The 24,284-nt window shown below is 54.2% G+C and carries 23 protein-coding genes and 1 pseudogene; 17 read left to right on the top strand and 7 right to left on the bottom strand.

Annotated features, from left to right (window positions below):
- The first annotated feature begins 2 nt into the window (after nucleotides 1-2).
- Both RGQ30_RS15125 and RGQ30_RS15120 read left to right on the top strand, forming a co-directional pair.
- Nucleotides 3-551, top strand: coding sequence for a sigma-70 family RNA polymerase sigma factor (locus RGQ30_RS15125; protein WP_130557435.1), 549 nt, complete (start codon nucleotides 3-5; stop codon nucleotides 549-551).
- Nucleotides 548-1,261: an anti-sigma factor gene (locus RGQ30_RS15120; RefSeq protein ID WP_130557436.1), complete on the top strand. Its 714-nt coding sequence runs from the start codon at nucleotides 548-550 to the stop codon at nucleotides 1,259-1,261. The genes RGQ30_RS15125 and RGQ30_RS15120 overlap by 4 nt, the downstream gene beginning before the upstream one ends.
- Before the next feature lie 77 nt (nucleotides 1,262-1,338).
- On the opposite strand, the gene RGQ30_RS15115 is transcribed toward RGQ30_RS15120, so the two are convergent.
- Together RGQ30_RS15115 and RGQ30_RS15110 are read right to left on the bottom strand one after the other, a co-directional pair.
- Nucleotides 1,339-3,045, bottom strand: coding sequence for a DUF4394 domain-containing protein (locus RGQ30_RS15115; RefSeq protein ID WP_130557437.1), 1,707 nt, complete (start codon nucleotides 3,043-3,045; stop codon nucleotides 1,339-1,341).
- Between the two features lie 90 nt (nucleotides 3,046-3,135).
- Nucleotides 3,136-3,846, bottom strand: coding sequence for a Crp/Fnr family transcriptional regulator (locus tag RGQ30_RS15110; RefSeq protein ID WP_130557438.1), 711 nt, complete (start codon nucleotides 3,844-3,846; stop codon nucleotides 3,136-3,138).
- 141 nt (nucleotides 3,847-3,987) lie between these two features.
- Here RGQ30_RS15110 and RGQ30_RS15105 point away from each other — a divergent pair, with 141 nt between their 5' ends.
- Nucleotides 3,988-4,509, top strand: a complete 522-nt coding sequence (locus tag RGQ30_RS15105; RefSeq protein ID WP_130557439.1) for an Mpo1 family 2-hydroxy fatty acid dioxygenase — start codon at nucleotides 3,988-3,990, stop codon at nucleotides 4,507-4,509.
- Between the two features lie 14 nt (nucleotides 4,510-4,523).
- Here the strand turns inward: RGQ30_RS15105 and RGQ30_RS15100 are convergent, their stop codons facing one another.
- Complete coding sequence (locus RGQ30_RS15100; RefSeq protein WP_130557440.1) at nucleotides 4,524-4,856, bottom strand: DUF1840 domain-containing protein; 333 nt, start codon at nucleotides 4,854-4,856, stop codon at nucleotides 4,524-4,526.
- A gap of 90 nt (nucleotides 4,857-4,946) precedes the next feature.
- Between RGQ30_RS15100 and RGQ30_RS15095 the strand changes: the two genes are divergently transcribed.
- Together RGQ30_RS15095 and RGQ30_RS15090 are read left to right on the top strand one after the other, a co-directional pair.
- Nucleotides 4,947-5,489, top strand: a complete 543-nt coding sequence (locus tag RGQ30_RS15095) for a hypothetical protein (protein ID WP_130557441.1) — start codon at nucleotides 4,947-4,949, stop codon at nucleotides 5,487-5,489.
- A complete protein-coding gene (locus tag RGQ30_RS15090; RefSeq protein WP_130557442.1) occupies nucleotides 5,489-6,784 on the top strand; it encodes an MFS transporter in 1,296 nt (431 codons plus the stop codon). The genes RGQ30_RS15095 and RGQ30_RS15090 overlap by 1 nt, the downstream gene beginning before the upstream one ends.
- On the opposite strand, the gene RGQ30_RS15085 is transcribed toward RGQ30_RS15090, so the two are convergent.
- Nucleotides 6,757-8,322: a YifB family Mg chelatase-like AAA ATPase gene (locus RGQ30_RS15085; protein WP_130557443.1), complete on the bottom strand. Its 1,566-nt coding sequence runs from the start codon at nucleotides 8,320-8,322 to the stop codon at nucleotides 6,757-6,759. The genes RGQ30_RS15090 and RGQ30_RS15085 overlap by 28 nt on opposite strands.
- Before the next feature lie 111 nt (nucleotides 8,323-8,433).
- A complete protein-coding gene (locus RGQ30_RS15080; RefSeq protein ID WP_298218009.1) occupies nucleotides 8,434-8,664 on the bottom strand; it encodes an accessory factor UbiK family protein in 231 nt (76 codons plus the stop codon).
- 211 nt (nucleotides 8,665-8,875) lie between these two features.
- On the opposite strand from RGQ30_RS15080, the gene RGQ30_RS15075 reads away from it, so the two are divergent.
- From RGQ30_RS15075 to icmF, 12 genes and pseudogenes are all read left to right on the top strand, one after another.
- A complete protein-coding gene (locus RGQ30_RS15075; RefSeq protein ID WP_130557445.1) occupies nucleotides 8,876-9,646 on the top strand; it encodes a TorF family putative porin in 771 nt (256 codons plus the stop codon).
- Nucleotides 9,647-9,717: 71 nt separating this feature from the next.
- The gene (locus RGQ30_RS15070) at nucleotides 9,718-10,056 is read left to right on the top strand and encodes a P-II family nitrogen regulator (protein WP_130557446.1); all 339 of its coding nucleotides are present in this window, start codon (nucleotides 9,718-9,720) and stop codon (nucleotides 10,054-10,056) included.
- Between the two features lie 21 nt (nucleotides 10,057-10,077).
- A pseudogene (locus RGQ30_RS15065) lies at nucleotides 10,078-11,638 on the top strand (ammonium transporter).
- Nucleotides 11,639-12,378: 740 nt separating this feature from the next.
- Nucleotides 12,379-13,668: a glutamate--cysteine ligase gene (gene gshA, locus RGQ30_RS15060; RefSeq protein ID WP_130558019.1), complete on the top strand. Its 1,290-nt coding sequence runs from the start codon at nucleotides 12,379-12,381 to the stop codon at nucleotides 13,666-13,668.
- The gene (gshB, locus tag RGQ30_RS15055; protein ID WP_130557448.1) at nucleotides 13,665-14,627 is read left to right on the top strand and encodes a glutathione synthase; all 963 of its coding nucleotides are present in this window, start codon (nucleotides 13,665-13,667) and stop codon (nucleotides 14,625-14,627) included. Before gshA ends, gshB begins: the two co-directional genes overlap by 4 nt.
- Nucleotides 14,627-15,091, top strand: a complete 465-nt coding sequence (locus RGQ30_RS15050) for a PTS sugar transporter subunit IIA (RefSeq protein ID WP_130557449.1) — start codon at nucleotides 14,627-14,629, stop codon at nucleotides 15,089-15,091. The genes gshB and RGQ30_RS15050 overlap by 1 nt, the downstream gene beginning before the upstream one ends.
- On the top strand, nucleotides 15,060-15,329 hold the full coding sequence (locus tag RGQ30_RS15045; RefSeq protein WP_130557450.1) for an HPr family phosphocarrier protein: 270 nt from the start codon (nucleotides 15,060-15,062) through the stop codon (nucleotides 15,327-15,329). The genes RGQ30_RS15050 and RGQ30_RS15045 overlap by 32 nt, the downstream gene beginning before the upstream one ends.
- Nucleotides 15,330-15,332: 3 nt before the next feature.
- Nucleotides 15,333-17,084: a phosphoenolpyruvate--protein phosphotransferase gene (ptsP, locus tag RGQ30_RS15040; protein ID WP_130557451.1), complete on the top strand. Its 1,752-nt coding sequence runs from the start codon at nucleotides 15,333-15,335 to the stop codon at nucleotides 17,082-17,084.
- Between the two features lie 137 nt (nucleotides 17,085-17,221).
- Nucleotides 17,222-18,358 (top strand): homoserine O-succinyltransferase MetX, encoded by a 1,137-nt coding sequence (metX, locus tag RGQ30_RS15035; RefSeq protein WP_130557452.1) that lies wholly within the window; start codon nucleotides 17,222-17,224, stop codon nucleotides 18,356-18,358.
- Nucleotides 18,355-18,996 carry a methionine biosynthesis protein MetW gene (gene metW / locus RGQ30_RS15030; RefSeq protein ID WP_298217994.1) on the top strand — a complete coding sequence of 214 codons (642 nt, stop codon included), beginning with the start codon at nucleotides 18,355-18,357 and terminating at the stop codon, nucleotides 18,994-18,996. The genes metX and metW overlap by 4 nt, the downstream gene beginning before the upstream one ends.
- A gap of 9 nt (nucleotides 18,997-19,005) precedes the next feature.
- On the top strand, nucleotides 19,006-19,335 hold the full coding sequence (locus tag RGQ30_RS15025) for a DUF4212 domain-containing protein (RefSeq protein ID WP_130557453.1): 330 nt from the start codon (nucleotides 19,006-19,008) through the stop codon (nucleotides 19,333-19,335).
- Complete coding sequence (gene icmF, locus RGQ30_RS15020; RefSeq protein WP_130557454.1) at nucleotides 19,295-22,597, top strand: fused isobutyryl-CoA mutase/GTPase IcmF; 3,303 nt, start codon at nucleotides 19,295-19,297, stop codon at nucleotides 22,595-22,597. The genes RGQ30_RS15025 and icmF overlap by 41 nt, the downstream gene beginning before the upstream one ends.
- A gap of 350 nt (nucleotides 22,598-22,947) precedes the next feature.
- Here the strand turns inward: icmF and RGQ30_RS15015 are convergent, their stop codons facing one another.
- Both RGQ30_RS15015 and RGQ30_RS15010 read right to left on the bottom strand, forming a co-directional pair.
- Nucleotides 22,948-23,439: a hypothetical protein gene (locus RGQ30_RS15015; RefSeq protein ID WP_130557455.1), complete on the bottom strand. Its 492-nt coding sequence runs from the start codon at nucleotides 23,437-23,439 to the stop codon at nucleotides 22,948-22,950.
- The gene (locus RGQ30_RS15010; protein WP_130557456.1) at nucleotides 23,432-23,899 is read right to left on the bottom strand and encodes a C40 family peptidase; all 468 of its coding nucleotides are present in this window, start codon (nucleotides 23,897-23,899) and stop codon (nucleotides 23,432-23,434) included. Before RGQ30_RS15010 ends, RGQ30_RS15015 begins: the two co-directional genes overlap by 8 nt.
- Nucleotides 23,900-24,284: the final 385 nt, after the last annotated feature.

Below are 24,284 nucleotides of genomic sequence, written 5' to 3'. Positions count from 1 at the left end.
TCGTGACCGAAAAAAATACATCAGAACCGGACGACTTTGATTACGAGGCGGCGCTTCTTGCCTGCGCGCGCGGAGAAAAGTTTGCTTTGCAGGCTATCTATGCCCGTGACAGCCGCTGGCTGTTCGCCGTGGCCTATCGAATCGTGAAACGGCGAGAATTGGCTGAAGAAGTGTTGCACGACGCGATGGTGAAGGTTTGGAATCGTTCCCGACTTTACTCGCCCGCCTTGGGTTCTGCCCGCGGTTGGGTTTACACGGTGGTGCGCAATCAAGCCCTGAATTCAGTGCGTAAGCGCATGATGGAAGTGTCTTCCGAAGACCATGATGTACCGGAAATGTCCACGACAGACAATCAAGAGTTGGCCCAAGAGGCCGATAAGTTGAGTGCCTGCCTTGGCAAGCTGGATGAAACAAAGCGCAATGCCATTGTGTTGGCTTTTGTGGATGGGTACACACACGAACAAATTGCAAAGCGGTTGGATTCGCCCTTGGGCAGCGTCAAAAGCTGGATACGCCGCGGGTTGTTGAAATTAAAGGAGTGTTTGTCATGACAGAGTCGCAGTCAGAAGCCAGGATCATCGAGGCTGGCGAGTACGTGCTCGGCGTGATGACAGGCGCCGAGCGACAGGAGTTTGAGCGCCGTTTGAATCAGGAACCTGATTTGGCACTGGAAGTAAGCAAATGGACGGACCATTTCGCCGCCATGTCCAGAAAGCTTGAACAGGCGCCGGTGAGCCCCGAAGTGTGGGCCAGAGTGAACCGATCGGTTAACTCTTCAGTGTCCGCGCCAAATGCGGTTGCTTCAACTTTCGCATGGTTGTGGAAGGGGTGGGCCGTGGCTGCCAGCGCCGCTGTGGTGGTTCTGGGTGTTCAGTTGTTGGGTGCAAGCCAGCAATTGAATTCTGGCCCCCGTTATGTGGCCGTGATGAAAAGCCCGGACAAGTCCACCGAGTGGCTGGTGGAAGCACGCCAGAACGACACCATTCGGGTGTATCAAATTGGCGGTTTGCCGATTGAAGGCAACCCGGCCAACATGGGAAAGTCGTTGCAGTTGTGGACGAAGGCCCCTACCGATTCCGGCCCTACCTCACTGGGCTTGATGGAACTGGGCAAGCCACTTGAACTGCCTGCCGACATGCTGCCCACGTTGGTTGAGCAACAATTGTTTGAGGTGACTCTGGAGCCCAAGGACGGGTCCCCACTGGTAAACCGGCCTACCGGGCCGATCATGTTTATCGGTACAGCGGTGGCGTTGAAGTAAAGCGATGCTTTTTTGCAGACGTGAATAAAAAAACCCCGGTCTTTTGAACCGGGGTTTTTTTTATGGAGTACCTAGATTTAAAACTTGACTGAAAGTGAGCGGATGTCCGTGCTCAATGTAGCGCCAGAACCAATTTCTGAAGTGCCGCTGGCTACACCTGCTGCTGTTGTAGCACCTGTTCCCAAGTTCGCTGTGAACAGGCTGAAAGCACCCATAGCACCCACGCGGTTGGCCATAAGTACCATGCCGTTGTCGCCACCTGAAATATCGAAGCCACCGTAGTCATTAAATGCAGTGCCAGTGGCGCCGATTACCGTCAAAGTGCCATCGTTAGGTGGTACTTGCTGCAGCAAGCGATTGTTGTCTGCGTCGATATCAAACATACGGGTTGTAGTAGGGGCCGGATTTGCAAAGCTGTTGGCGTAAGCAATCTGTGCAATACCAAATCCAGTACCCACGCCAGCCAGCGTCAGGTTGGTATCGGTCGTTGTAGTGCCGCTGCTTTCCAGGTTGGCACCGGCAATGCGATAGTTTTTCGACACATTGTCCCCATCACCCGAGCTGACTATGCGCAGAGCATCGGCTGCCGGGTTGAAATCGATGGCGTAGTTCTTGCCAGCCGCCAAGCCATTCACAATTTCTGTGGCCACACTAAGCGTTGAACCCAGGGTAGCAGCGCCTGTGTCGGGGTTGATCGTGAAAATTTTGCCCGCACTGGTGAGACCATACAGGCGGCCATTGCTTGGGCGGAAGTCGATCGAGAGCAGGCGTTCGCCCGAGGGCAGTCCGGTCACGTTGGTGGCGGTTGCTGTGTTGGGTGTACGAATGCCGAACTTCAACAAACGCTGGGCACCTGCCGTGTTGCCATCCAGAGCAACGGCAACAGGGGCTGTTGCTGGCGCAAGTGCCATGCCCACAACTCCTGAAATATTCACGCTGCCCACCGCAACAGCTGCTGGACCCGCCACTGGAAGGGTGGCAGTGGAGTCTGGAATTGCAATAGTGTGAAATACCACGCTGCCGCCTACATTCAACAAAGCGTAGCCGCGGTTGTTGCGGGGATCAATGTCGAAGCCAGCCGTGCCGGTGGCGTTCACGCCCAAAGGTGCAGCTACAACCTGTGTACCATCATTGGGTGGGTTCTGAAACGTGAGGTTGTCGCCTGCGGTGTCAATGTTGAGCAAGCGAGTGCTGGTGGTGCCATCAAACGAGTTTGTGTATGCAGCACCGGAAATGTCTGCTGTTGGTGCTGAAGTGTTGGTGGTGCCGTCGACAAACGTTTCACCAGCGATTCGGCCAGTCGCCGCAGCCACAAAAATTCTCAAGTTTTGACCGGTATCGCTGATCACGCGCAATGCATCGGGTACCGGGTTAAAGTCCACAGCAAATGATGTTGCAGCCGGGTCGAGGGTAGTAAACGCGCCATTGATGGTGGGCGTTGTTGCGGGGATGAGTGCCGCACCTGCCGTTGCTACACCTGTTGTGGTATTGATAGTGTACAAGCGGCCACCGTTGCCTGGTGTGGTTCGTGCGATGGCATACAGTTGCCCGTCGCGTGGTCGGAAATCCATGCCCAGCAAGGTATCACCGCTCAACACGCCGGAAATTTGCACTGAAGTGCGAACAACGCTCGGTTCGGTTCTGTTGAATGAGGCCAGTTGACCGTTCGAGGTCAAAACGAATACGTCGCCAGCACTCAGCGGTGTGTTGTCATCATCCAGAAAACAACCGCCCAATACCAAGGTGGATAATGCCAGCGCTACAAAATTTTTCTTGAATTTCATTATTGCTTCCCTCTATCTGTGATTCCAAAATCCATGCCAACCCAAAAGGTGACAGAAAGTTAAACACAAACGGATGTGATTTGGATGCAACTAACTCAGTTGTGCTTTTTGCTTCAACCTTTCCAAGTCCAGAATTTCAATATTTCCCCGCCCCAGTTGTAATAAACCTTCATGTTCCAGTTCCTTGAGCATCTGGTTCACGGTTTGTCTTGAAATTGACAACATGGCAGAAAGTTTCTCCTGCGATACATGCAGTGTTCGGGCGCTGACAGTGTTGCTGTCAGACCGGATGCCATAGCCTTCGGCCATCTGCAGCAGTCGTCGCGCCAGGCGCATGTGCGTGGGCAGCAACGCGGCATCTTCAATGGCTCCGAAAATAAGTCTTACTTTCTGGGTCAGCAACAGGCCGAATTCCCGCCAGAACAAGGGGTTTTCTGCGGTCAATTGATCCAGCAGGTTTTGCCGCACGTGGAATACTGTGACGGGTCCGTCAGCCAGGGCGTCGTGAGTGCGGGGTTGGCGGTCAAACAGGCAGATTTCGCCAAACCAGTCTGGCGAATCAATCAGTGTCAAAATGACGTGCCGGTCGTCAGCCCCGTGTTTGTTGGCTCCAACAATTTGAACCGTTCCGTTCAACATGCCGTAAATCCCGTCGGTACAGTCTCCGCGGGAAAACAGTCGTTCACCACTTCGAAACTGCCGGACAGTGCCGTGTTTGAGCAGTGCCTGTTGCAGATTGCCGGGCAAGTTGGCGAACCAGCGTCCGCGTGCCAGTATTTGGTGAATATTGTGTATTTGCATCGATTTATTGTGGGTGTGTCTGCCTCTTTTTGTAAATTAGCATCAAATGTCAGGCAATTGACAGACTTTCGACGGTTGATTTGTAACCATACAGTCCTAAAATCACAAACAAGATACAAAAGTATCGCTGGAGCGCAATCCATGAAAACCTTGGTCGAGCAGTTGGCTACTTACGCCACCTACCACCGTGACCCGAGAAACATCGCCACCCATTTCATCGGTGTGCCGATCATCGTGTTGTCCGTCCTGATTTTGTTGTCGCGAGTTTCTGTTGATGTGGCCGGCATTGCTGTGACACCTGCGCTGCTTGTATTTTTGTTGTCCAGCCTTTTTTACTTCAAGCTCAGCCTGACCTATGGCTTGGCCATGTTCCTGATCCACGGCGCCTTGTTACTGACCGCCGGACATTTCGCGACGGTTAGCACGGTGTTGTGGCTGAGTGCAGGCGTGGGTGTGTTTGTGGTGGGTTGGGTGATCCAGTTCATTGGTCATTATTACGAGGGTCGCAAACCCGCATTTGTCGATGACTTGATCGGTTTGGCCATTGGGCCATTGTTTGTGGTCGCCGAACTGGGCTTTCTGATTGGCGTGGGCAAAAAGACCCAAATGCAGGTCGAGGCCATCGCTGGCCCAGTGCGTCGGCGAGATACAGTCAACGCTTGACCGTCAACTGGGGCTTAAAAGCCCCAGTGTACATCTACATTTTTCTTCTGCGCTTCTTCCAGCATTTTCAAGAACGTGTAGGCACGCTGTTCAAGGCTGACGTGGTTTTTCAACGCAATCTTTTCTTCGTCGTCCAGTTCGTCTTCATCGATCGGGTTCTCTGCCTTGGCCATGCGTTCGGTGTTGATGGCTGCCACCAACTGGGCATGAGCATGCGCCAGGTCTTGGGGTTCAATGACGCCTCGCTCGCTTGAATCGATTCCGATAATTTTGAATATTTGAGCGGCGTTCGTTTTGAACATAACGATGTCACCGGCGGCCTTGGACTTGAATTTGACAATACCCATTCTGCTCACACTCTGGTTATTACTGCTGTTGATCTTTTTGAAGAGCACCTACAATGGTGCACTTGCATAATTCTCGCTTCAAAGCGTCTCATGAATTCAATCCTTGCCCAAAGCCGTGCCGTTTTTATTGCCTTGTTCGCGATGTGGGCACTTGTCGCGTGTTCTCCGCAATTCAACTGGCGCACTGTGCCCAATGCCGACCTGGGATACACGGCCACATTTCCGGACAAACCCGCACAGGTTACACGGACAATGGATTTGATTGGTCTGCAGGTTCCGTTGACTTTGCAAGCCGCGCAGGTGCAAGGCATGTATTTCGCTGTGGGTACCGTGCCTTTGCAGGGAAACCTGGAGGGCCAGGGAATTGCCTTGCGTGATGCATTGGCGCTTGCCGTGGCGAATAATATTGCGGCTGAAAAGCCCGAGCTTGTGTCCATTCAATGGCTTGGCAAACCAGTTCAGGAAATGTCTCTGAGTGGCAAGTTGCCAGATGGCAGTGTTGCTTTCGCCCATGCACGATTTTTTGAACATCAAGGTACTTTGTATGAGGTGTTGTTGATGGGGCCAGGCCAGCGGCCCGCGCCCGAGGTATTGACTTCCTGGTTGGGCGGGTTTTCGCTTTTGGGCATGTAATGCGTTTTAACCCGGACCATGTTTCCCGTGAAGTGGGGCCTGATGGCGTAGAGCACACTTATGTCAGTGGCTCCCTGGCCGTCCGCATGTTCGTGATTTTTGCTGCGGCCTACATCATGTCCTATGCTTTTCGCGCCATCAATGCGGTAATCGCCCAGCCCTTGGTGGCTGAATTGGGTTTGTCTGCGGGACAATTGGGATTTTTGGCATCGGCTTATTTTTTGTCTTTCGCGCTCATGCAGCTTCCGGTCGGGGTCATGCTGGACCGATACGGCCCCCGCCGTGTCGAGGCGGTGTTGATTGGCTTTGCTGCCCTGGGCGCCTTGTTGTTTGCTGTGGCTGACAGTTACAGCGTGCTTTGGTTGGGACGCGCCTTGATCGGTGTGGGGGTGTCTGCTTGCCTGATGGCAGCTGTCAAAGCCTATTCCCTGTACTTCAGACCACATCTTCAAGCCAGCCTGTCGTCGTGGATGTTGGTTGCAGGTTCTCTGGGCGCGCTCACCGTGACCACTCCCGTTGAAGCTGCCCTGCCGCTGCTGGGTTGGCGCGGGGTTTTTGGATTGGCCGCTGTGCTGTGTGTATTGGCGGGGCTTGCTTTGTGGTTTGCGCTGCCTGCACTGTTTAAACCCCAGAAAGCCCAGTCTGTTGGCGACATGGCGCAGGGTTACCGTGCCATTTATGCTCACCCGCATTTCTGGCGTGTGGCGCCATTGGCCATGATCACCCAGGGTGGTTTCATGGCCTTTCATGGCTTGTGGGTGGGGCCCTGGTTTACCAATGTGGTTGGTTTGAGCAATTCGCAGGCCGCGCAAAACATGTTCTGGATATCTGCCGTGTTGATGCTGGGATATTTGGCATTGGGTTTCATGACACGCCGCATCTCAAAAGCCGGGGGGGATGAGGACCAGATCATGCTGATCGGCATGGGCTTGTCCTTGATTCTTTTTGCGGTGCAAATTGTTCAGGGCAGTGATTCAAGTGTGTGGGGCTGGTTGGTCCATGCTTTTCTTATTTCATCCGGCATCATGACCTACGCCACCTGCAACAAACCTTTCCCCAAGAAGCTGACAGGTCGATCCAGTACGGCCTTGAACCTGCTCATTTTTGTGGGTGCCTTCAGCATACAGTGGGGTATCGGCTTGGGCATTGATGCATTCACCGGCATGGGGCTGAGCAGCACTGACGCCATGCGCCTGTCATTGGCGTTTTTGTGGTTGATGCAACTGGGCAGTTGGCTTTGGTATGCCCGCCCAGGCCGCAAAACCAGTCATTTGATTCCGTTCAGCGCCACTTGATTGGGTATCGTGGGCAGGTTCAGTGATTTCCGGTACTGAATGGCGGTGGCTACCTGTTTCTTTTGAATATTCGCTGCGTCATCCAGATCAGCCAAAGTGCGGGCAACCCGGCAAATTCGGTGCAATGCACGGGCAGACAGGTGGTTTTTTTGCGCGTAACTGAGTAACAACTGTTCGGCGGAGTGTTCGGGTTTGCAGTGCATGCTGATTTGGCCCGGTGTCATTTCACCATTCAGGCAACCTTGTCTGTTCAGCTGAACTTCTCTCGCTTTCAGAACCTGCGTTAGCAGCGCGGCGCTGCTTCCGGATTCGTGTTCACCTTGCGACCCTTGTAACAAGGCTTGATGTTCGACTGGTTGTACGTCGATTGAAATGTCCAGCCTGTCGGCCAAGGGGCCTGACAGTTTGGCCTGGTAGCGGCGAACCTGCTCTGGCGTGCAGCGGCATTCCTTGACTGGGTGGCCCAGCCAACCGCAAGGGCATGGGTTGTGGGCGCACACCCATAAAAAGCGGGCTGGAAAGGTGGATTGGTGTCCGGAGCGGGAAATGTTGACTCGCCCTGTTTCCAGTGGCTCGCGCAAGGATTCAAGGCAGCGCCGGTCAAATTCCAGCACCTCATCTGTGAACAGAATGCCTTGGTGTGCCAAGGTTATTTCGCCGGGTGCGGGCGGATTACCTCCGCCTATCAGTGCGGCCATAGAACTGCTCGGGTGTGGATTCCTGAATGGCCTCGCCTGACTGAATGAATCGCCCTCACCCTTGAGGCTGCGAATGGCTGAGATATCCAGTGAGTCTTCAAAGGGCAGCGCAGGCAGAAGACCGCCAATCCGTTGCGCTAGCATGGACTTTCCGCTGCCGGGTGGGCCGACCAGGCGGATGTGGTGTTGTCCGGCAGCTGCTGCAAGCAAAGCGTGCTTGGCTGTTTGGTGGCCGATGACCTCAGCCATGTCGAGAGCCTGCCCTGTGGCGGTGGTTGGGCAGCCTGGCTGTTCCTGTGTCATTGGCGTGCCATGGCCTACAAGGTGCGCTGCTGCTTCAAACAAGGACACAGCACCGTACACCGCAATGTCAGGCACTGTTGCGGACACAGCGGCCTGTGCTTTGGGCATCATCAGTTTCAGGGGGCGATTGCGCTGTTGCGCCTGTTTGCGGGCTGCCACGGCGAGTGCGAAGGGGCTTCGCACACCAGTCAATGCGCCAGACAGGGAAAGCTCTCCGGCAAACACCCAGTCTTGCAGTTCGGCCTTGGCCAACTGACCCGATGCTGCGGCAATGCCCAAAGCCACCGCGAGGTCAAATGCGGCGCTGCCCTTGGGCAAGTCCGCAGGAGCAAGGTTGACTGTGATGCGTTGGCTGGGAAATTCAAAGCCACTGTTCAACAGGGCCGACCGAACCCTTTCCTTGGATTCCCGAATTTCCGCATCGGGCAGGCCAACCAAAGCGAATGAGGGTAGCCCCGCAGACAAGTGAACTTCAATTTGTACAGGAATAGGGCGAACACCGACAAACGTCAGGCTTTGGAGTGTGGCTAGGGGCATGGGAGTGTTTGCGGGAGGTCAAACCCCAACGATTATCCCCTCCGTACCTTTAAAGGCAAACGGGTGCCCAGCCTGGTGTCACCCGGCCTGGCTGGCAGAAAGTCTTATTGATCAGGCTTTCTTTTCCAGCTCTGCCACGCGCAATTCCAGTGCATGTACCTTTTCGCGCAACCGGTTCAAGACCTCTCGCTGGATCTCGAAGTCTTCCAGACTGACGAATTCCATATCCTGAAGGCTTTGGCGAATCAGCTGAGTCACTGGATTTTCAAGGGTTTGCAAACCTTTCGCGTTCAAAAGTTCACTGATTTTCGATTGAACTGCATCAAATGGACTGGTGGCCAAAATTTCCCCCGGAAGAGTGGTATCGCATCGCACCAAAACGGTGCACCAAAACAGTGCGATGACAGAAAATTCAAAAAATCGAATGCTTATTGTGCCCGAAAAAGGGGGATTTATCGCGAATTTACTGACAGGTAGCTTGCTGGCACGCTTCTCGCTAATAGAGCCTTGCCAAAAAAACTTTACGGCATTCATCTATTTTTAGGAGAGTGAGATGAAAAAATTAGTACTCGTCGCTGCAATCGCCGCAACCACATTCGGTGCTGTTTCTACTGCACAAGCTGTTGAAGTAACAACAACAGCGAACGCAAACATCACCACAGATTACAAATTCCGTGGTATTTCCCAGACCAACGCTGGTCCGGCATTCCAGGGTGGTTTCGATGCTGCTTTCAGCAACGGCTTCTATGTTGGTAACTGGAACTCCAACATCAACAACCTGGGTGCAGGAAGCTCTGGCCTGGAAATGGACTTCTACGGTGGCTATGCTGGTTCGTTTGCAAACGGTATCGGCTACGACGTCGGTGCCCTGTACTACTTTTATGAAGGTTTTTCTCCAGCAGTGAATGGACCTGATGCTGACACATTGGAAGTTTATGGCAAGTTGTCATACGCCAATGCATACGCCAAGCTGTCCTATGCTGTATCTGACGACTACTTCGCGTTCACAGCTGCAAACGGTAGTACTGATCTAGGCGGTTCCACTTACCTAGATTTGGGTTACACCTTGCCTTTGTCAGACTCATTGTCTTTGACTGCTCACTACGGCATCACCAGCTTTGACAAAGACCTGCCAAACCTTCGCACTGGCGTTGGTGGCGTTGATACATATGCCGATTACAGCTTGGCTGCGACTTATGCACTAAGCCCTAAGTATTCAGTAACTGCTGCCTACATCGAAACCGACAACGATGCACAAGCTATTTTCAATAACGATGACATCACCGACGGTTCTTTGGTCGTAACTTTCAGCGCCAAGTTCTAAATTGAATACAGACAGCGCTCTGAAGAGGGCGCTGTTTTATACCCTCTTCAAACTTAATTCAGGAGTGCGTAATGAAGCTAATCACAGCAGTCATTAAGCCTTTCAAACTCGATGAAGTCCGTGAAGCGCTGTCTGCCATTGGCGTGCAAGGCATTACGGTTACCGAAGTGAAAGGTTTTGGTCGCCAGAAGGGTCACACTGAGTTGTACCGTGGCGCCGAATATGTAGTCGACTTTTTGCCCAAAGTGAAAATTGAAGCAGCAGTGGATGACAGCCTGGTTGATCAGGCCTGTGAAGCCATTGAAGCGGCTGCCAAAACCGGCAAGATAGGCGATGGCAAGATTTTCGTGTTTGATTTGTTGAGTGTTACCCGTATTCGCACAGGCGAAACCGGTAAAGACGCCCTTTAACCAGAGAGAAGTGAGGAAATCATGAAGAAACTTCTGACTGTCTGGCTAGCGGCCGCCGCACTGAGTTTCAGTGTTGCCAGCCCTGGTGTGTTTGCGCAAGAAACGCCTGCAGCACCTGCCACCGAAGCCGTTGTAACAACCCCTGTTGGCGACGCAACTGTTGCCCCTGAGGCAGCCCCTGCTGCCGAAGCCCCAATGGCCGCTGAAGCTGCGCCTGCAGAAGAAGCTGCGCCCGCTGCAGTACCCGTTCCTGACAAAGGCGATACTGCCTGGATGATGGTTGCTACACTACTGGTCATCATGATGACAGTGCCAGGCTTGGCCCTGTTCTACGGCGGTTTGGTTCGCTCCAAGAACATGTTGTCCGTGTTGATGCAAGTCATGGTGACATTCTCCATGATTGTGGTGCTGTGGTTTGTTTACGGCTACAGCTTGGCCTTTACAGAAGGCAACGCATTCATCGGTGGATTTGACCGCGTGCTCTTGAACGGTATCTGGGACAACGCTGCTGGTACATTTGCAAACGCTGCAACGTTCAGCAAGGGTGTATACATCCCTGAAATCGTATTTGCTGCATTCCAGGCTACATTTGCCGGTATCACTTGTGCACTGATCGTGGGCGCGTTTGCCGAGCGTATCAAGTTTGGCGCAGTTCTGTTGTTCATGGTGCTGTGGTTCACATTCAGCTACATCCCAGTAGCACACATGGTGTGGTTCTGGATGGGTCCTGATGCTTACTCAAGCGCCGAAGTGGCAGCCGAGATGACCAGCAAAGCTGGCTACATCTGGCAATTGGGTGCCCTGGACTTCGCTGGCGGTACTGTAGTTCACATCAACGCCGCTGTTGCTGGTTTGGTGGGTGCATACATGATCGGCAAGCGTGTTGGTTACGGCAAAGAAGCAATGACTCCACACAGCCTGACATTGACCATGGTTGGTGCGTCCCTTCTGTGGGTGGGCTGGTTCGGTTTCAACGCAGGTTCTGCTCTGGAAGCCAACGGCTACGCTGCCTTGGCCTTCGCAAACACCCTGATTGCAACCGCAGCTGCTGTGATGGCCTGGTGTATCGGTGAAGCGCTGCTGAAAGGCAAGGCTTCCATGTTGGGTGCGGCATCCGGTGCTGTTGCTGGTCTGGTGGCAGTAACGCCAGCAGCAGGCAACGTGGGTATCGCTGGTGCAATCGTGATCGGTCTGCTGGCAGGTTTCATCTGCTTGTGGGGTGTTTCCGGTCTGAAGAAGCTGCTGGGTGCTGACGACTCTCTGGACGTGTTCGGCGTTCACGGCGTAGGCGGTATCTTGGGTGCTCTGTTGACAGGCGTGTTCAACTCGCCAAACCTGGGTGGCCCATCCGCAGTGGCTGACTGGACAACCGTGGCCCATGATTGCTGCTGGTGACTATTCCATCGCCAGCCAAGTGTTGATCCAGGCTAAGGCCGTGGTTATCACAATCGTATGGTCAGCAGTGGTTTCAGTGATTGCATTCAAACTGGTTGATCTGATTATCGGTCTGCGTGTAAGCGAAGAAGCCGAGCGTGAAGGTCTGGACATCACCTCACACGGTGAAACAGCCTACAGCAAGTAAGTACACTCTCCACTTAGGTGGATCCTTCAGCCCGGGACAATGGGCTGACTCAAAGGCACCCTCGGGTGCCTTTTTTGTTGCCTTCAATCTGTTTCTTTGGGTTGGCGTTTGCGGGGCTGACTTGTTGATTTTGGCAATAGAAGTGCGCAGTGCCTGTTGAGTTCGCTGAATGTCTGTTATCCCTCCTTGAAGCCTGGCTTGGCACTCGCCTCGCCCTCCAAAACACATTGTCGGGGCTCGGCGTTGGCTTGCAGCCAAGCGCGCCAATCCAGTTTCAAGCGGGCAGATATTCCTGATGCGAACCCAACAGGCACTGCGCACTTCTCTTGCGGCGTTCAAATCGCCGCCGCCCGCAAATCTCCGACCTCCGCAGAAACGGGTGTGAAGGCAACAAGTGGCTGAGAGAATTCACGTGCGGTGATGGGCGGGGAGGGGAGGCTTCAAGGGGCCAAGTCTGCGTTTCAGGGAAATCTGCCAGCGTGAAGCTTGTCTGCACAGTCGCCAAAGGCGAAAACCCGAACTCGCCCGTGGGTTTTGGCGAGTCGGGTTTAGTGCGGACAGGCGCAACACGCTGGAAAAACAGATTTCCACGCAGAGCTTGGCCATTGAGCCCCCTCCCAACCTCCCAACACCGCACCAATTCCCCAGCCACCCACCTTCACACCCGATTTTCCGTCCCCAATGTGGCAGTGCAGCGTTTTGGATTACACTTGGCGAAGTGTCTTACCCTGAGAATGTCGATGGTTCCACATCTAGTTACAGCTTTAACCGGTCCACTTCTGGATCTTGAAAAACGAATGCTCGACAAAACCACCGAGATTGAGCGGTGGTTCCGAATGGCCTGGAACGAGAACGTCCCGCCGTTTTACAGCTCTGTCGATGTACGCAATGCAGGTTTCAAGCTGGCACCCGTGGACACCAACCTGTTTCCGGGCGGTTTCAACAACCTGGCCCCTGAAATGATGCCCTTGGCCATTCAAGCCGCCATGAGTGCGATTGAAAAAATCTGCCCTGAAGCGCGCAGCATGGTGCTGGTGCCGGAAAACCACACCCGCAACACCTTTTACCTGACCAATGTGGCCCGTCTGGCTGCAATCCTGAAGCAGACCGGCCTGGATATTCGCCTGGGTTCCGTGTCGCCGGAAATTACAGAGCCCACCCGGTTTGACCTTCCCGATGGGCAGCACATCGTGCTGGAGCCTTTGCGCCGCAAGGGCAACCGTGTTGGTGTGGACGGCCTCGAGCCTTGTGCAGTCCTGCTGAACAACGACTTGTCTGCAGGCGTGCCCCCCATGTTGCAAGGCATCAAGGACCAGATCCTGCTGCCGCCCCTGCATGCAGGTTGGGCCACGCGCCGCAAAAGCACGCACTTCAAAGCCTATGATTCCGTGGTGGAATCGTTTGCTGAAATGCTGGATATTGATCCGTGGTTGATCAACCCTTACTTCACGCACCGCAACCAGCTCAATTTTCAGGAACGTGTTGGGGAAGAATCCCTGGCCGAGGCTGTGGATGAGGTACTGGCAAAAACCCGCATCAAGTACGCTGAATATGGCATTGACGAGCAGCCTTACGTGGTGGTCAAAGCCGATGCAGGCACCTATGGCATGGGGATCATGACCGTGAAGGATGCCTCTGAAGTGGTGGGGTTGAATCGCAAGCAGCGCAACAAAATGTCAGTTGTCAAGGAAGGCTTGCAAGTGTCCGATGTCATTATTCAAGAGGGTGTGCACACCTTTGAGAGTATTGAAGATGCAGTAGCAGAACCCGTGGTCTACATGATTGACCGGTACGTGGTGGGTGGCTTTTACCGGGTACACACAGGTCGAGCCCGCGATGAAAACCTGAATGCACCTGGCATGCACTTTGTGCCCCTTGCATTTGAAACCCCCTGCAACACCCCCGATTGTGGCGACCGCCCTGATGCGGCAGTGAACCGCTTCTATGCCTATGGCGTAATCGGTCGCCTGGCTGCCCTGGCCGCCTCGCAAGAACTGGAGGCCACGGCCAGCGTGGAGTTGGCCGCATGAGCAGCAGAAGTTTTGTGTGCGTGATTGATCCGCTCATCAGCCTGAACCCAAAAAAAGATTCATCGATTGCTATGATGGAATCGGCCCAGTCCCGAGGCTGGAAAGTCGGGGTGATTGAGGATGGTGGACTTCATTGGTCTACAGGCAGTGGTGTTCGTGCACACGTGGTGTGGATTGCCATTGACCGTGCGAGCAAGCCTTGGTATGCCGAAGTAGGGCGTGAAGAGGTGGCCTTGAAAGACCTCGATGCTGTCATCATGCGCAAAGACCCGCCATTTGATGCTGAATTTGTCACTGCAACCTGGTTGCTGGAACAAGCCGAGCGCGAAGGCGCCCGTGTGTTCAACAGCCCGCGCGCCATTCGCGACCACAATGAAAAGTTCACCATTGCCCAGTTCGAGCAGTTTGTGGTGCCCACGCTGGTGTCACGAAACGCAGTGCAACTTCGCAGCTTTCTGGATCAACACCCCGATGCGATTGCCAAGCCACTGGATGGCATGGGCGGAACCTCAATTTTTCGCCTGAAAAAGGGCGACCAGAACATCGGCGTTATTCTTGAAACATTGACTGATTACGGCCGAAAAACCGCCATGATTCAGCGTTACATTCCTGAAATCGTGGATGGTGACAAACGCGTCCTGTTGATCAACGGCGAGCCGGTACCCTATTGCTTGGCCCGTCTGCCTAAAGAAGGCGAACACCGGGGCAACCTGGCTGCTGGTGGCACCGGGCGCGCGCAGCCCTTGAGTGAAAGCGATTGGCACATTGCCCGCACACTGGGGCCTGAACTTAAAAAGCGGGGCTTGTTGCTGGTTGGTTTGGACATTATTGGCCAGAACCTGACCGAAGTGAATGTCACCAGCCCCACGTGTTTTCGCGAAATCATGGATCAAACCGGATTTCCGGTTGCTGACACTTTTGTGCAGGCGGTGGACCACGCCTTGCAGGAGTCTCGCTGATGTTGGGGCTTGTCTTGGTGACTCACGCCCCCTTGGGCGACGCCATCCGTCAGTGCGTTCAGCACGTCATGGGTTCGGCACCGGAAGGGTTCTCGGTGGTGGATGTCAGAAGTGATGAGGACATTGACCAGACCGTGCTGCGCATTCAAGATGCGGCGCGTAACGTACACGCGGGCACTGGTGTGGTGTTTCTCACCGATCTGTTCGGTGCCACACCTTCCAATGCCGCAGTGCGCGCCGGTGTGGAGTCTTTGAACTTGCCAACGGTTCTGGTGTCCGGCTGTAACTTGCCCATGGTGTTGCGTGCCTTGGGATTTCGGGATCTGCCCATCAACGAAGTTGCCGAGCGACTGGTCATGGGCGGTCGAAACGGTATAGTGAGCACAGGTGCCACGGCACCGCAACGTCAAACCTTTAACCCGGCGAAAAGCGATGATTCAGCAAGAAATCACCATCAGCAATAAACTGGGCCTGCACGCCCGCGCATCGGTCAAACTGACACAAACGGCAAGCCGGTTTCAGTCGGAAATCTGGATTGCCAAGGCGGGGCGGCGTGTGAATGCGAAAAGTATCATGGGTGTCATGATGCTGGCCGCGGGCAAAGGCCACCTGGTTACCCTCGAAGCCGAAGGCAGTGATGAAACCGAGGCGATTGCAGCACTGGTGGCCCTGATTGACGACAAGTTTGGTGAAGGCGAATAAACCATGACACTCGCCTTGCATGGCATCGCGGTATCCCGTGGCATTGCGGTCAGCCGAGCCCTGGTGTGGGACACGGCCATGCGGGACATTCCCCGTAACCGGATCGACAAAAAATCGGTACGCTTCGAGAAAAAGCGATTCGACAATGCGGTTAAAAGGGTGGCCGACGAACTGGTAGAGATCCGCAGCCAGATCAGCGCGGATTCCCCAGCCGAGTTCGATGCCTTTCTGAACCTGCACAGCCTGATCCTGCAAGATCCGATCCTTTCGGAAGAGCCGAAAAACCTGATCCAGAACAAACTCATCAACGCCGAATGGGCCTTGATTGAGCAGATGGAAGTGTTGCTGGAACAGTTTTCTGCCATTGAGGACGATTACTTCCGAGAACGCAACAGCGATGTGCGCCAGGTGGTGGAACGGGTCTTGAAGTCACTGCGCGGTCATGCAACAGCCTTGCCTTTGCCGCCAGAAGGGGAGAACGAAGACCCCTGGTTGATCGTGGCGCACGACATTTCCCCGGCCGACATGGTGCAACTGAAAGGTCGGCGTGTTGGGGCCTTCGTCACTGAGCTGGGGGGTGCCACCTCGCACACTGCAATTGTGGCGCGCAGCCTGGGCATTCCCGCTGTGGTTGGGGTTCCGCGTGCGCTTGAATTCATTCACAACGGCGACCTGGTGGTGGTTGATGGGAAGGTGGGGGCAGTGTTTCTGGACCCCGCCACCATTGTTGTCGATGAATACCAGCGCAAGCAGGCCATACTCGCCTTGTCGCGCCAGCGCCTGAAGCGCCTGATCACCACCGAAGCCAGAACCCAGTGCGGCCGTCGAATCGAGCTGCTCGCCAACATTGAATTGCCCGACGATGTGAAAGGCGTTGTGGATGCGGGCGCCGACGGCGTGGGCCTGTTCCGCTCGGAATTCCTGTTCATGAACCGCAAGGAATGGCCTTCTGAGGACGAGCAATTCGAGGCCTACCGAAAGGTCATCAAGGCCATGAAAGGCAAGCCGGTGACGGTGCGCACACTCGATTTGGGCGCCGATAAAACCCTGCAGTTTGACGGGGCCAACAGCAGTGCTCCCCCTGTGTCCAGCACATCTGCACTGGGGCTTCGCTCAATCCGCTTCAGTCTGGCCGAGCCTGCAATTTTTCTCACGCAGATTCGCGCCTTGCTGCGGGCCGCCAAAACCGGGCCAGTGAAAATCCTGTTGCCGATGCTGACCAACATTCGGGAAACCAAGCAGGCCTTAGCCTATATCGACATGGCCCGCGAGCAGCTGCAGGAACGTCGGTTTCAAGCCAACCAGGTGGTTCCAATTGGCGGCATGATCGAAGTGCCGGCTGCCGCACTCAGCCTGCCCCAATTCTTGAAGTACCTGGATTACGTGTCCATTGGCACCAACGATCTGATTCAATACACGCTCGCCGTGGATCGGGTTGACCACCAGGTTGCGCACCTGTATGACCCGCTGCACCCTGCGGTGCTACGCCTCGTGTTCGAGGTCATTAATTCGGCTGAAAAAGCGGGTGTGCCGGTCAGCGTGTGTGGCGAAATGGCCGGTGACATTCGCCTGACCCGCCTGCTTCTTGGCATGGGGCTGACCCAGTATTCCATGCACCCATCGCAGTTGCTCGATGTCAAGGAGCTGCTGTTGAAAACCGATTTCGATGCCACCCAGAAACTGGTCAGGAAGGTTACCCGTACCTTCGATATCGAAAAAGTTGACGCATTGATGCGTCAACTGCACAGCGACTAAGAGCGAACTAAGCCACGCAAACTGTACGGTGGGCGCCGTGCGCCCGCAATTGCACTGTATTCAATGCCTGTTTGGGATTTATACTCAAAGGCTAGCAAGAAGAACAAACAAAAAATCAACCATAGAAATATCGAATTGTGTCTGCCAACCAGTCTGTCGGCTTTGTAAAGCCTGAACTCATTGAATTTTCTGCGCCCCTGTTGCTGGAGTGCGGCAAGACTCTGCCTGCCTACTCCCTCATGGTGGAAACCTACGGTAATTTGAATGCTGACAAAAGCAATGCCGTATTGGTGTGCCATGCATTGAATGCCTCGCACCACGTGGCGGGACTGTATGAAGGGCAAGAGAAAAGTGAAGGATGGTGGGACAACATGGTTGGCCCCGGCAAACCCTTGGACACCGACCGATTTTTCGTCCTTGGCGTGAACAACCTTGGGTCATGTTTTGGTTCGACAGGCCCCAGCAGCATCAATCCAGATACGGGCAAGCCTTTCGGCGCTGACTTTCCATTCGTTACCGTTCAGGACTGGGTCAATGCCCAAGTGCGCTTGGCGGATCATTTCGGCATTCACAAATTTGCAGCGGTCATGGGTGGAAGCCTGGGTGGCATGCAGGCCTTGCAGTGGAGCCTCAGCTACCCGGAGCGTGTGGGGCATTGCATGGTCATTGCTTCCACACCCAAATTGAGTGCTCAGAACATTGCTTTCAATGAAGTGGCCAGGCAGGCCATTGTCACCGACCCGGATTTCCACGGCGGCAATTACTACGAGCACGGCGTGGTACCCAAGCGGGGTTTGCGCCTGGCCCGAATGATCGGTCACATCACCTACCTCAGCGGTGACGACATGGCCGAGAAGTTTGGGCGCACCCTGCGCACTGGCGACTACAACTACGGGCTGGACGTGGACTTTCAGGTGGAAAGTTACCTGCGTTACCAAGGCGACAAATTCGCAGATTATTTTGATGCCAACACCTACCTGCTGATCACCAAGGCGCTTGATTATTTCGACCCGGCACGTCACACAGGCGGTGACCTGACCAAGGCGCTGCGAGCGGCCACGGCCAAATTCCTGCTGGTCAGCTTCACCACCGACTGGCGTTTTGCCCCCGATCGCACACGTGAAATCGTGGAAGCCCTGATGGCCAACCAGCGCGATGTCACCTATGCTGAAATTGACGCGCCACACGGTCATGATGCTTTCTTGTTGACTGATGCGCGTTATCACAACGTGGTGCGCGGCTACTTTGAGCGCATTGCCAAGGAGCTCGCATGAAAAATCTGCATGCCGTGCGACAAGACGTGCAAGCCTTGCCGATTGTTGTTCCAAGGGCCGACCTGGACCTGATTGAAAGCTGGGTGCCCATGGGCGCCCGCGTGCTCGACCTGGGCTGTGGTGATGGTTCTTTTCTCGCCCGTTTGATGAAAACCCGCAATGCGAAAGGCTATGGGGTTGAAATTGACGACACCAATGTGCAGCGCAGCGTGGCCAATGGCATCAACGTGATTCAGCAAGACCTTGAAAAAGGGCTGGCCATGTTTGAGGATCATGCTTTCGATGTGGTGATTCTGTCGCAGACCTTGCAGGCCATGCACAACACCGAGCGCATTCTCAAGGAAATCGCCCGCGTAGGCAAAGAAGGCATTGTCAGCTTTCCCAACTTTGGCCATTGGTACCACGTGTGGTCGATCGCCTGGGGTCGCATGCCAGTGTCCAAGCAAATGCCCTACCAGTGGTACAACACGCCCAATATTCACCTGTGCACGCCCAAGGACTTCGAAGCACTGGTTGCTCAAATCGGACATAAAGTACTTGGCAAACAACTTTTTTTGCATGGTCAACCGGTCGATTTTCTGGGCAATTTGCGCAGTACTTTGGCGGTTTACCGGTTCAAACCGCAATTTGCCTCTTAGGGGCTTCGCTTGAAAAACAGTCCCCCCACCGCCCTTGAAACCGCGTATTGGCGGCAAGTCAAGCAAATTACCTGGCGTTTGCTGGGGGTCTGGATTGCCTTGATTCTCAGTATTGTTTTGTTTATTCCCCAACTTGGCATCACGGTTTACGGGGTGCCTCTCACGTACTGGGTGATTTCCAGTCTGCTCCTTTTAAGCTTTTTGGGTCTCGTCGCATGCTACGCATGGCGCATGGATAGGTTAGAATTAAAATTCAAACGAGCGGTGGAAAACAACCGCAACCCATCAGGAGACTCACATGAAAAGCAGCACCGGCGAGGTGGGGAAACCCCTCTCTGACAACAAAAGCACGCCCCTTCGTTTCGTAACAGGATCGTCCCTGTTTGATGGGCATGACGCCGCGATCAACATGATTCGCCGCTTGCTGCAAAGTCAGGGTGCCGAGGTAATTCACTTGGGGCACAACCGGTCGGTGCAGGAACTTGTGGACGCTGCCATTCAAGAAGACGCGGATGGTCTGGCAGTCAGCTCGTACCAGGGTGGACACAACGAATTTTTCCAATACATGGTCGATGAGCTGAAGGCCCAGCAGGCTGGTCACATCCAGGTGTTTGGTGGAGGGGGTGGTGTGATTTTGCCCTCCGAAATTGAAGCCCTTCAGGCCTATGGCGTCAACCGCATTTACAGCCCACAAGACGGCCAGAAAATGGGTCTGGAAGGCATGATTGGCGACATGATCGCCCGTGCCGCCCAGGTTCGCGATGCCCGCAAGAAGGCTGAAGTGATCAGTACGCCAGAAGGCATTCAAGCCTTGGTTGCCAATTGGCCCCAGCTGACTCAACTGATTACCCGCCTTGAGCGCGATGAAGTACCCACAGCCGACCTGGACGCCATTCGCGCATTGGCCAAAACCAGCAAGACGCCTGTGCTGGGTATTACCGGCACGGGCGGAGCGGGTAAATCCAGCCTGACCGATGAATTGATTCGCCGACTGCGCATGGACCATGGTGATGACCTGACCATTGGCGTGGTGTGCGTAGACCCTTCACGACGTAAAACCGGTGGAGCCCTGCTGGGTGACAGAATCCGGATGAATGCGATTGGCCCCTGGGCCGGCAATGAGCCGAAAGTGTTCATGCGTTCGCTGGCCACGCGCGATTCCGCGCAGGAAGTGCCCGCCACCTTGCCTGACATCATTGCCCTGTGCCGCGCCACTGGGTTTGACCTAGTGTTGATTGAAACGCCGGGCATTGGCCAAGGCGATGCCGCCATTGTGCCCCACGTGGATTTCAGCCTGTATGTGATGACCCCTGAATACGGTGCGGCCAGCCAGCTTGAAAAAATTGACATGCTGGATTTTGCCGATTTCGTGGCAGTGAACAAGTTTGATCGCAAGGGCGCACTGGATGCGCTGCGCGATGTGTGCAAGCAAGTTCAACGCAACCGTATGGCTTTCACCAGCATGCCCGACACCATGCCTGTATACGGCACGCTGGCAAGCCGGTTCAATGATGATGGCGTGAGTGCCTTGTACAAGGCCTTGCGCGCAGCCTTGCCCATTGCCAAGCCTTCCAAAGGCCTGTTCAATGCCATTGACACCAAGCATTCCACCACCATGAAGGCGGTGGTGCCCTCCGAGCGCGTGCGCTACCTGGCAGAAATTGCACAAGCCGTGCGCAGCTACAAGGCACAGGTTCAAAAAGATGTGGCGGCAGCGTACGACCTCGAATGCATGGAGCGAGCCCAGGCGCTTTTGCTGGCACATAAACCCGACAAGACCAAGGCGGTTGAAGCACTGGATGACCTGTTGGAGTTGACGAGCACTCGCCTGAGCATGGCCGCCCAAAAGGCCATGAAAGATTATTCAAAACTGGCAGAAGGGTATCAGGGCGACACGCTGACCTACGAGGTGCGCGGCAAGGCCTTGCAGGCGCCATTGACCGTCACCACCTTGTGCGGTTTGAAAGTCAATCGCGTCAGTTTGCCCAAATTCACCAGCCGTGCCGACTTGCTGAAATTCGTCATGCTGGAAAACCTGCCTGGCTATTTCCCGTTCACGGCAGGTGTGTTCCCGGTCAAGCGGGAAGGTGAAGACCCCACCCGCATGTTTGCAGGCGAAGGCGACCCCGCCCGAACCAACCGCCGTTTCAAAATGCTGAGCAGTGCAAGCGATGCCAAGCGCTTGTCGACTGCATTTGACTCAGTCACCCTGTATGGTTTCGACCCAGACCTGCGCCCGGATATTTACGGCAAGGTGGGCACCAGTGGTGTGAGCGTGGCCACGCTCGACGACATGAAAGTGTTGTACAGCGGATTCGATTTGTGCGCGCCCAGCACCAGTGTGTCCATGACCATCAACGGCCCGGCACCCAGCATTCTGGCCATGTTCCTGAATACGGCCATTGACCAGCAAGTGGACAAATTCACGTTTGAAAACAAACGCGCACCCAATGCCCAGGAATACCAGGCTTTGAAAGCTGCAACCCTGAAAGCTGTGCGTGGCACGGTACAGGCCGACATTCTGAAAGAAGACCAGGGACAGAACACCTGTATTTTCTCGACCGAATTCAGCCTGCGTGTCATGGGCGACATCCAGCAGTATTTCATTGACCACGAAGTGCGCAACTTCTACAGCGTATCCATCAGCGGATATCACATTGCGGAAGCAGGGGCCAATCCAATTTCGCAGTTGGCATTCACCTTGAGCAATGGCTTTACCTTCGTGGAAGCGTACCTGGCTCGCGGCATGAAGATTGATGACTTTGCGCCGAACCTGAGTTTCTTCTTCTCCAACGGCATGGACCCGGAGTACACCGTACTGGGTCGTGTGGCGCGCAGAATCTGGGCGATTGCCATGCGTGATCGTTACGGCGCCAGCGACCGCAGTCAAAAGCTGAAATATCACATTCAAACCAGTGGCCGCAGCCTGCACGCGCAGGAAATTGCTTTCAATGACATTCGCACCACATTGCAAGCGTTGATTGCCGTGTACGACCACTGCAACAGCCTGCACACCAATGCCTATGACGAAGCGGTGACCACACCAACCGAAGAAAGTGTGCGTCGCGCAATGGCCATTCAGTTGATCATCAACAAAGAATGGGGCCTGGCCAAAAACGAAAACCCGAACCAGGGCGCTTTCGTGATCGAAGAGCTGACCGAGTTGGTTGAGAATGCGGTGCTCGATGAGCTGGACCGCATCAGCGAACGCGGTGGCGTGCTGGGTGCCATGGAAACCGGCTACCAGCGCAGCAAGATTCAGGAAGAATCGATGCACTATGAAATCCAGAAGCACGATGGCACTTTGCCGATCATTGGCGTCAATACTTTCACGAATCCGGATGAAAATTCCGATTCATTGAATTCGCTTGAACTGGCCCGCGCCACCGAAGATGAAAAGCAAAGCCAGCTAAAGCGCCTTGCCGAGTTTCAGCAACTGCACGCAGCAGAAAGCGGACCCATGTTGGAGCGCTTGAAGCAGACAGCCATGGATGGCGGCAATGTGTTCGAAGTGCTGGTGGAGGCGGTGCGGGTGTGTTCGTTGGGGCAGATTACGCAGGCGCTGTTTGAAGTGGGTGGGAAGTATCGCAGGTCGATGTAAGGGCGGTTCAGCCAACCTGCCGTGGGTTGTTCGCTGCCTCGGCGTGGCTATATTGCCACCTCGGCGTGGGTTGCCTGTTCCGCACTGAAAACCGCTTGATCCCTTTTTGAATTGATCCTTGCTCACACAATTCGGTAAAAAAGATGGCCGAATTGTGTGTCGGCCGTGGGCCGAACGCTGCGGCTGAATTCAAACGGGGCGGTTTTCCTGAATGTGCGGAACAAGCAACACCACTGCCGAGTTGGCTGGATTGGCGCCCGCGCGAGCGTTGGTTCGCACGGTTGAGGCGTTGATTATTGCGTACCATTGTGGATTGCGCCGAATCCTCAATATCGTTGACCCAGCGTGGTTCAGTTGGCTGTGATCGCCTTGAAGTCCAAAAAACTTGCGCCTTCGAAGTACACTTTCATCGTATCTTCGCTCAACGACACAACCCAGAACGTCGAAGTGGTTTTTCCGTTTTCATGACAAACGGCGCGGGCGGTGGTTAATGTCGGATTTTTCAAACCTGTATTTTCAGCTGTGAATTGTTGATCGGGTGATACGGTTTGATTCAATTGCTGAATCAATTCGTCATTACTCAAGCTGGTTTTTACTAAAGAAATTCTTCCACCACATTCACTGAACAAATCAAATCCATTTTTTGGCGATTCGAAATTCAGCACATGACCAATGAGTGGCTTCAGAATGCCATCAATCAAAGGGTCACATCCAAAGGCGCAGGAATACGATTGAAATTGCCATTGCATTGAATCCGTGCCAGTGAGTTCTTTTTTTGGTGAATTGCATGCGCCTGATGCTGCTACGACAAGGCAGATCAATACAGTTCGTAGTTTAGACATGAGAGAAGCTCACATTACTCGTATAACTCGAAATGGATTGCGCTGAGTAAGTGATCAGCCGACGAAAGTAGTGTCGCCGCTTTCCCCAGAACCTGTTGCTGAATTTCACATATGCAACCCCCGTAGAGGATTGCGATCCAATCCAGCGCTCGTCATCAACAACAATTCCGATGTGGTTAACAAAACCATCTACAGAAGGAAAGACAATGATGTCGCCAGGTCGTGCAACATCTACTGTTTCGAATAATTTGCTGTTGATGAAGCCCTGCACATCGGTTAGAAAGTGAGATTTTTTCTCGGGAAACAAATTGCTGAACACGTATCCAACGAATCCAGAACAGTCGAAGCCATCCAGGGTTTTCCCGCCCCAAATGTATTTTCTGCCGTCTACCAATTGATAAACCCGCATTGATTCGGCAACGATTCCTTGGCCGCTGTTTTCTAAAAATTGATTGCCCACGATTGTTCCTGAAAAATATGGATTCAGAAAATGTAGATTGAGCGGAATGTTCGGTCAAAATGGGTATCCATTGTGTAATCCGAATGGATTGCTCTCCCGTGCGGCGGATAACCGGTTGCTCATGGCCCAATCGGCGGCGGTGTTCCAATCGTTTCGCCTTCAAGAAAACCTGCCCGTTTGAATTCACACGCCACGGTCGGCCAAAGGCCGGCACCGAGACTAGGCCCGCGTTTTTGCCGAGCGAGGTGAGTCAGTGTGAACTTCAAAAAGGGAAATACAGGTTTTCAGGCGAGGCGATTGAAACCCAAGCCAATTGGGCCAATGAATCAAATGGCGAAGGCGATTGGAACTTGCGTCAATTGGGCCAACACATCCGCTTTACGCT

This window comes from Limnobacter thiooxidans (assembly GCF_036323495.1).
GTDB classification, from domain to species: Bacteria; Pseudomonadota; Gammaproteobacteria; order Burkholderiales; family Burkholderiaceae_B; genus Limnobacter; species Limnobacter thiooxidans.
The sequence above is the reverse complement of the archived record's forward strand: the minus strand, read 5'-3'. Positions and strand labels throughout refer to the sequence as shown.

Excerpts from the sequence above, each read along its gene's own strand:
- RGQ30_RS15090 (WP_130557442.1), top strand. The coding sequence starts at position 5,489 with ATGCGTTTTAACCCGGACCATGTTTCCCGTGAAGTGGGGCCTGATGGC.
- RGQ30_RS15050 (WP_130557449.1), top strand. The coding sequence starts at position 14,627 with ATGTTGGGGCTTGTCTTGGTGACTCACGCCCCCTTGGGCGACGCCATC.
- RGQ30_RS15095 (WP_130557441.1), top strand. The coding sequence starts at position 4,947 with ATGAATTCAATCCTTGCCCAAAGCCGTGCCGTTTTTATTGCCTTGTTC.
- RGQ30_RS15105 (WP_130557439.1), top strand. The coding sequence starts at position 3,988 with ATGAAAACCTTGGTCGAGCAGTTGGCTACTTACGCCACCTACCACCGT.
- gshB (WP_130557448.1), top strand. The coding sequence starts at position 13,665 with ATGAGCAGCAGAAGTTTTGTGTGCGTGATTGATCCGCTCATCAGCCTG.
- icmF (WP_130557454.1), top strand. The coding sequence starts at position 19,295 with ATGAAAAGCAGCACCGGCGAGGTGGGGAAACCCCTCTCTGACAACAAA.
- RGQ30_RS15100 (WP_130557440.1), bottom strand. The coding sequence starts at position 4,856 with ATGGGTATTGTCAAATTCAAGTCCAAGGCCGCCGGTGACATCGTTATG.
- RGQ30_RS15085 (WP_130557443.1), bottom strand. The coding sequence starts at position 8,322 with ATGCCCCTAGCCACACTCCAAAGCCTGACGTTTGTCGGTGTTCGCCCT.
- metW (WP_298217994.1), top strand. The coding sequence starts at position 18,355 with ATGAAAAATCTGCATGCCGTGCGACAAGACGTGCAAGCCTTGCCGATT.
- RGQ30_RS15045 (WP_130557450.1), top strand. The coding sequence starts at position 15,060 with ATGATTCAGCAAGAAATCACCATCAGCAATAAACTGGGCCTGCACGCC.
- RGQ30_RS15070 (WP_130557446.1), top strand. The coding sequence starts at position 9,718 with ATGAAGCTAATCACAGCAGTCATTAAGCCTTTCAAACTCGATGAAGTC.
- RGQ30_RS15120 (WP_130557436.1), top strand. The coding sequence starts at position 548 with ATGACAGAGTCGCAGTCAGAAGCCAGGATCATCGAGGCTGGCGAGTAC.
- ptsP (WP_130557451.1), top strand. The coding sequence starts at position 15,333 with ATGACACTCGCCTTGCATGGCATCGCGGTATCCCGTGGCATTGCGGTC.
- gshA (WP_130558019.1), top strand. The coding sequence starts at position 12,379 with ATGGTTCCACATCTAGTTACAGCTTTAACCGGTCCACTTCTGGATCTT.
- RGQ30_RS15075 (WP_130557445.1), top strand. The coding sequence starts at position 8,876 with ATGAAAAAATTAGTACTCGTCGCTGCAATCGCCGCAACCACATTCGGT.
- RGQ30_RS15110 (WP_130557438.1), bottom strand. The coding sequence starts at position 3,846 with ATGCAAATACACAATATTCACCAAATACTGGCACGCGGACGCTGGTTC.
- RGQ30_RS15115 (WP_130557437.1), bottom strand. The coding sequence starts at position 3,045 with ATGAAATTCAAGAAAAATTTTGTAGCGCTGGCATTATCCACCTTGGTA.
- RGQ30_RS15015 (WP_130557455.1), bottom strand. The coding sequence starts at position 23,439 with ATGTCTAAACTACGAACTGTATTGATCTGCCTTGTCGTAGCAGCATCA.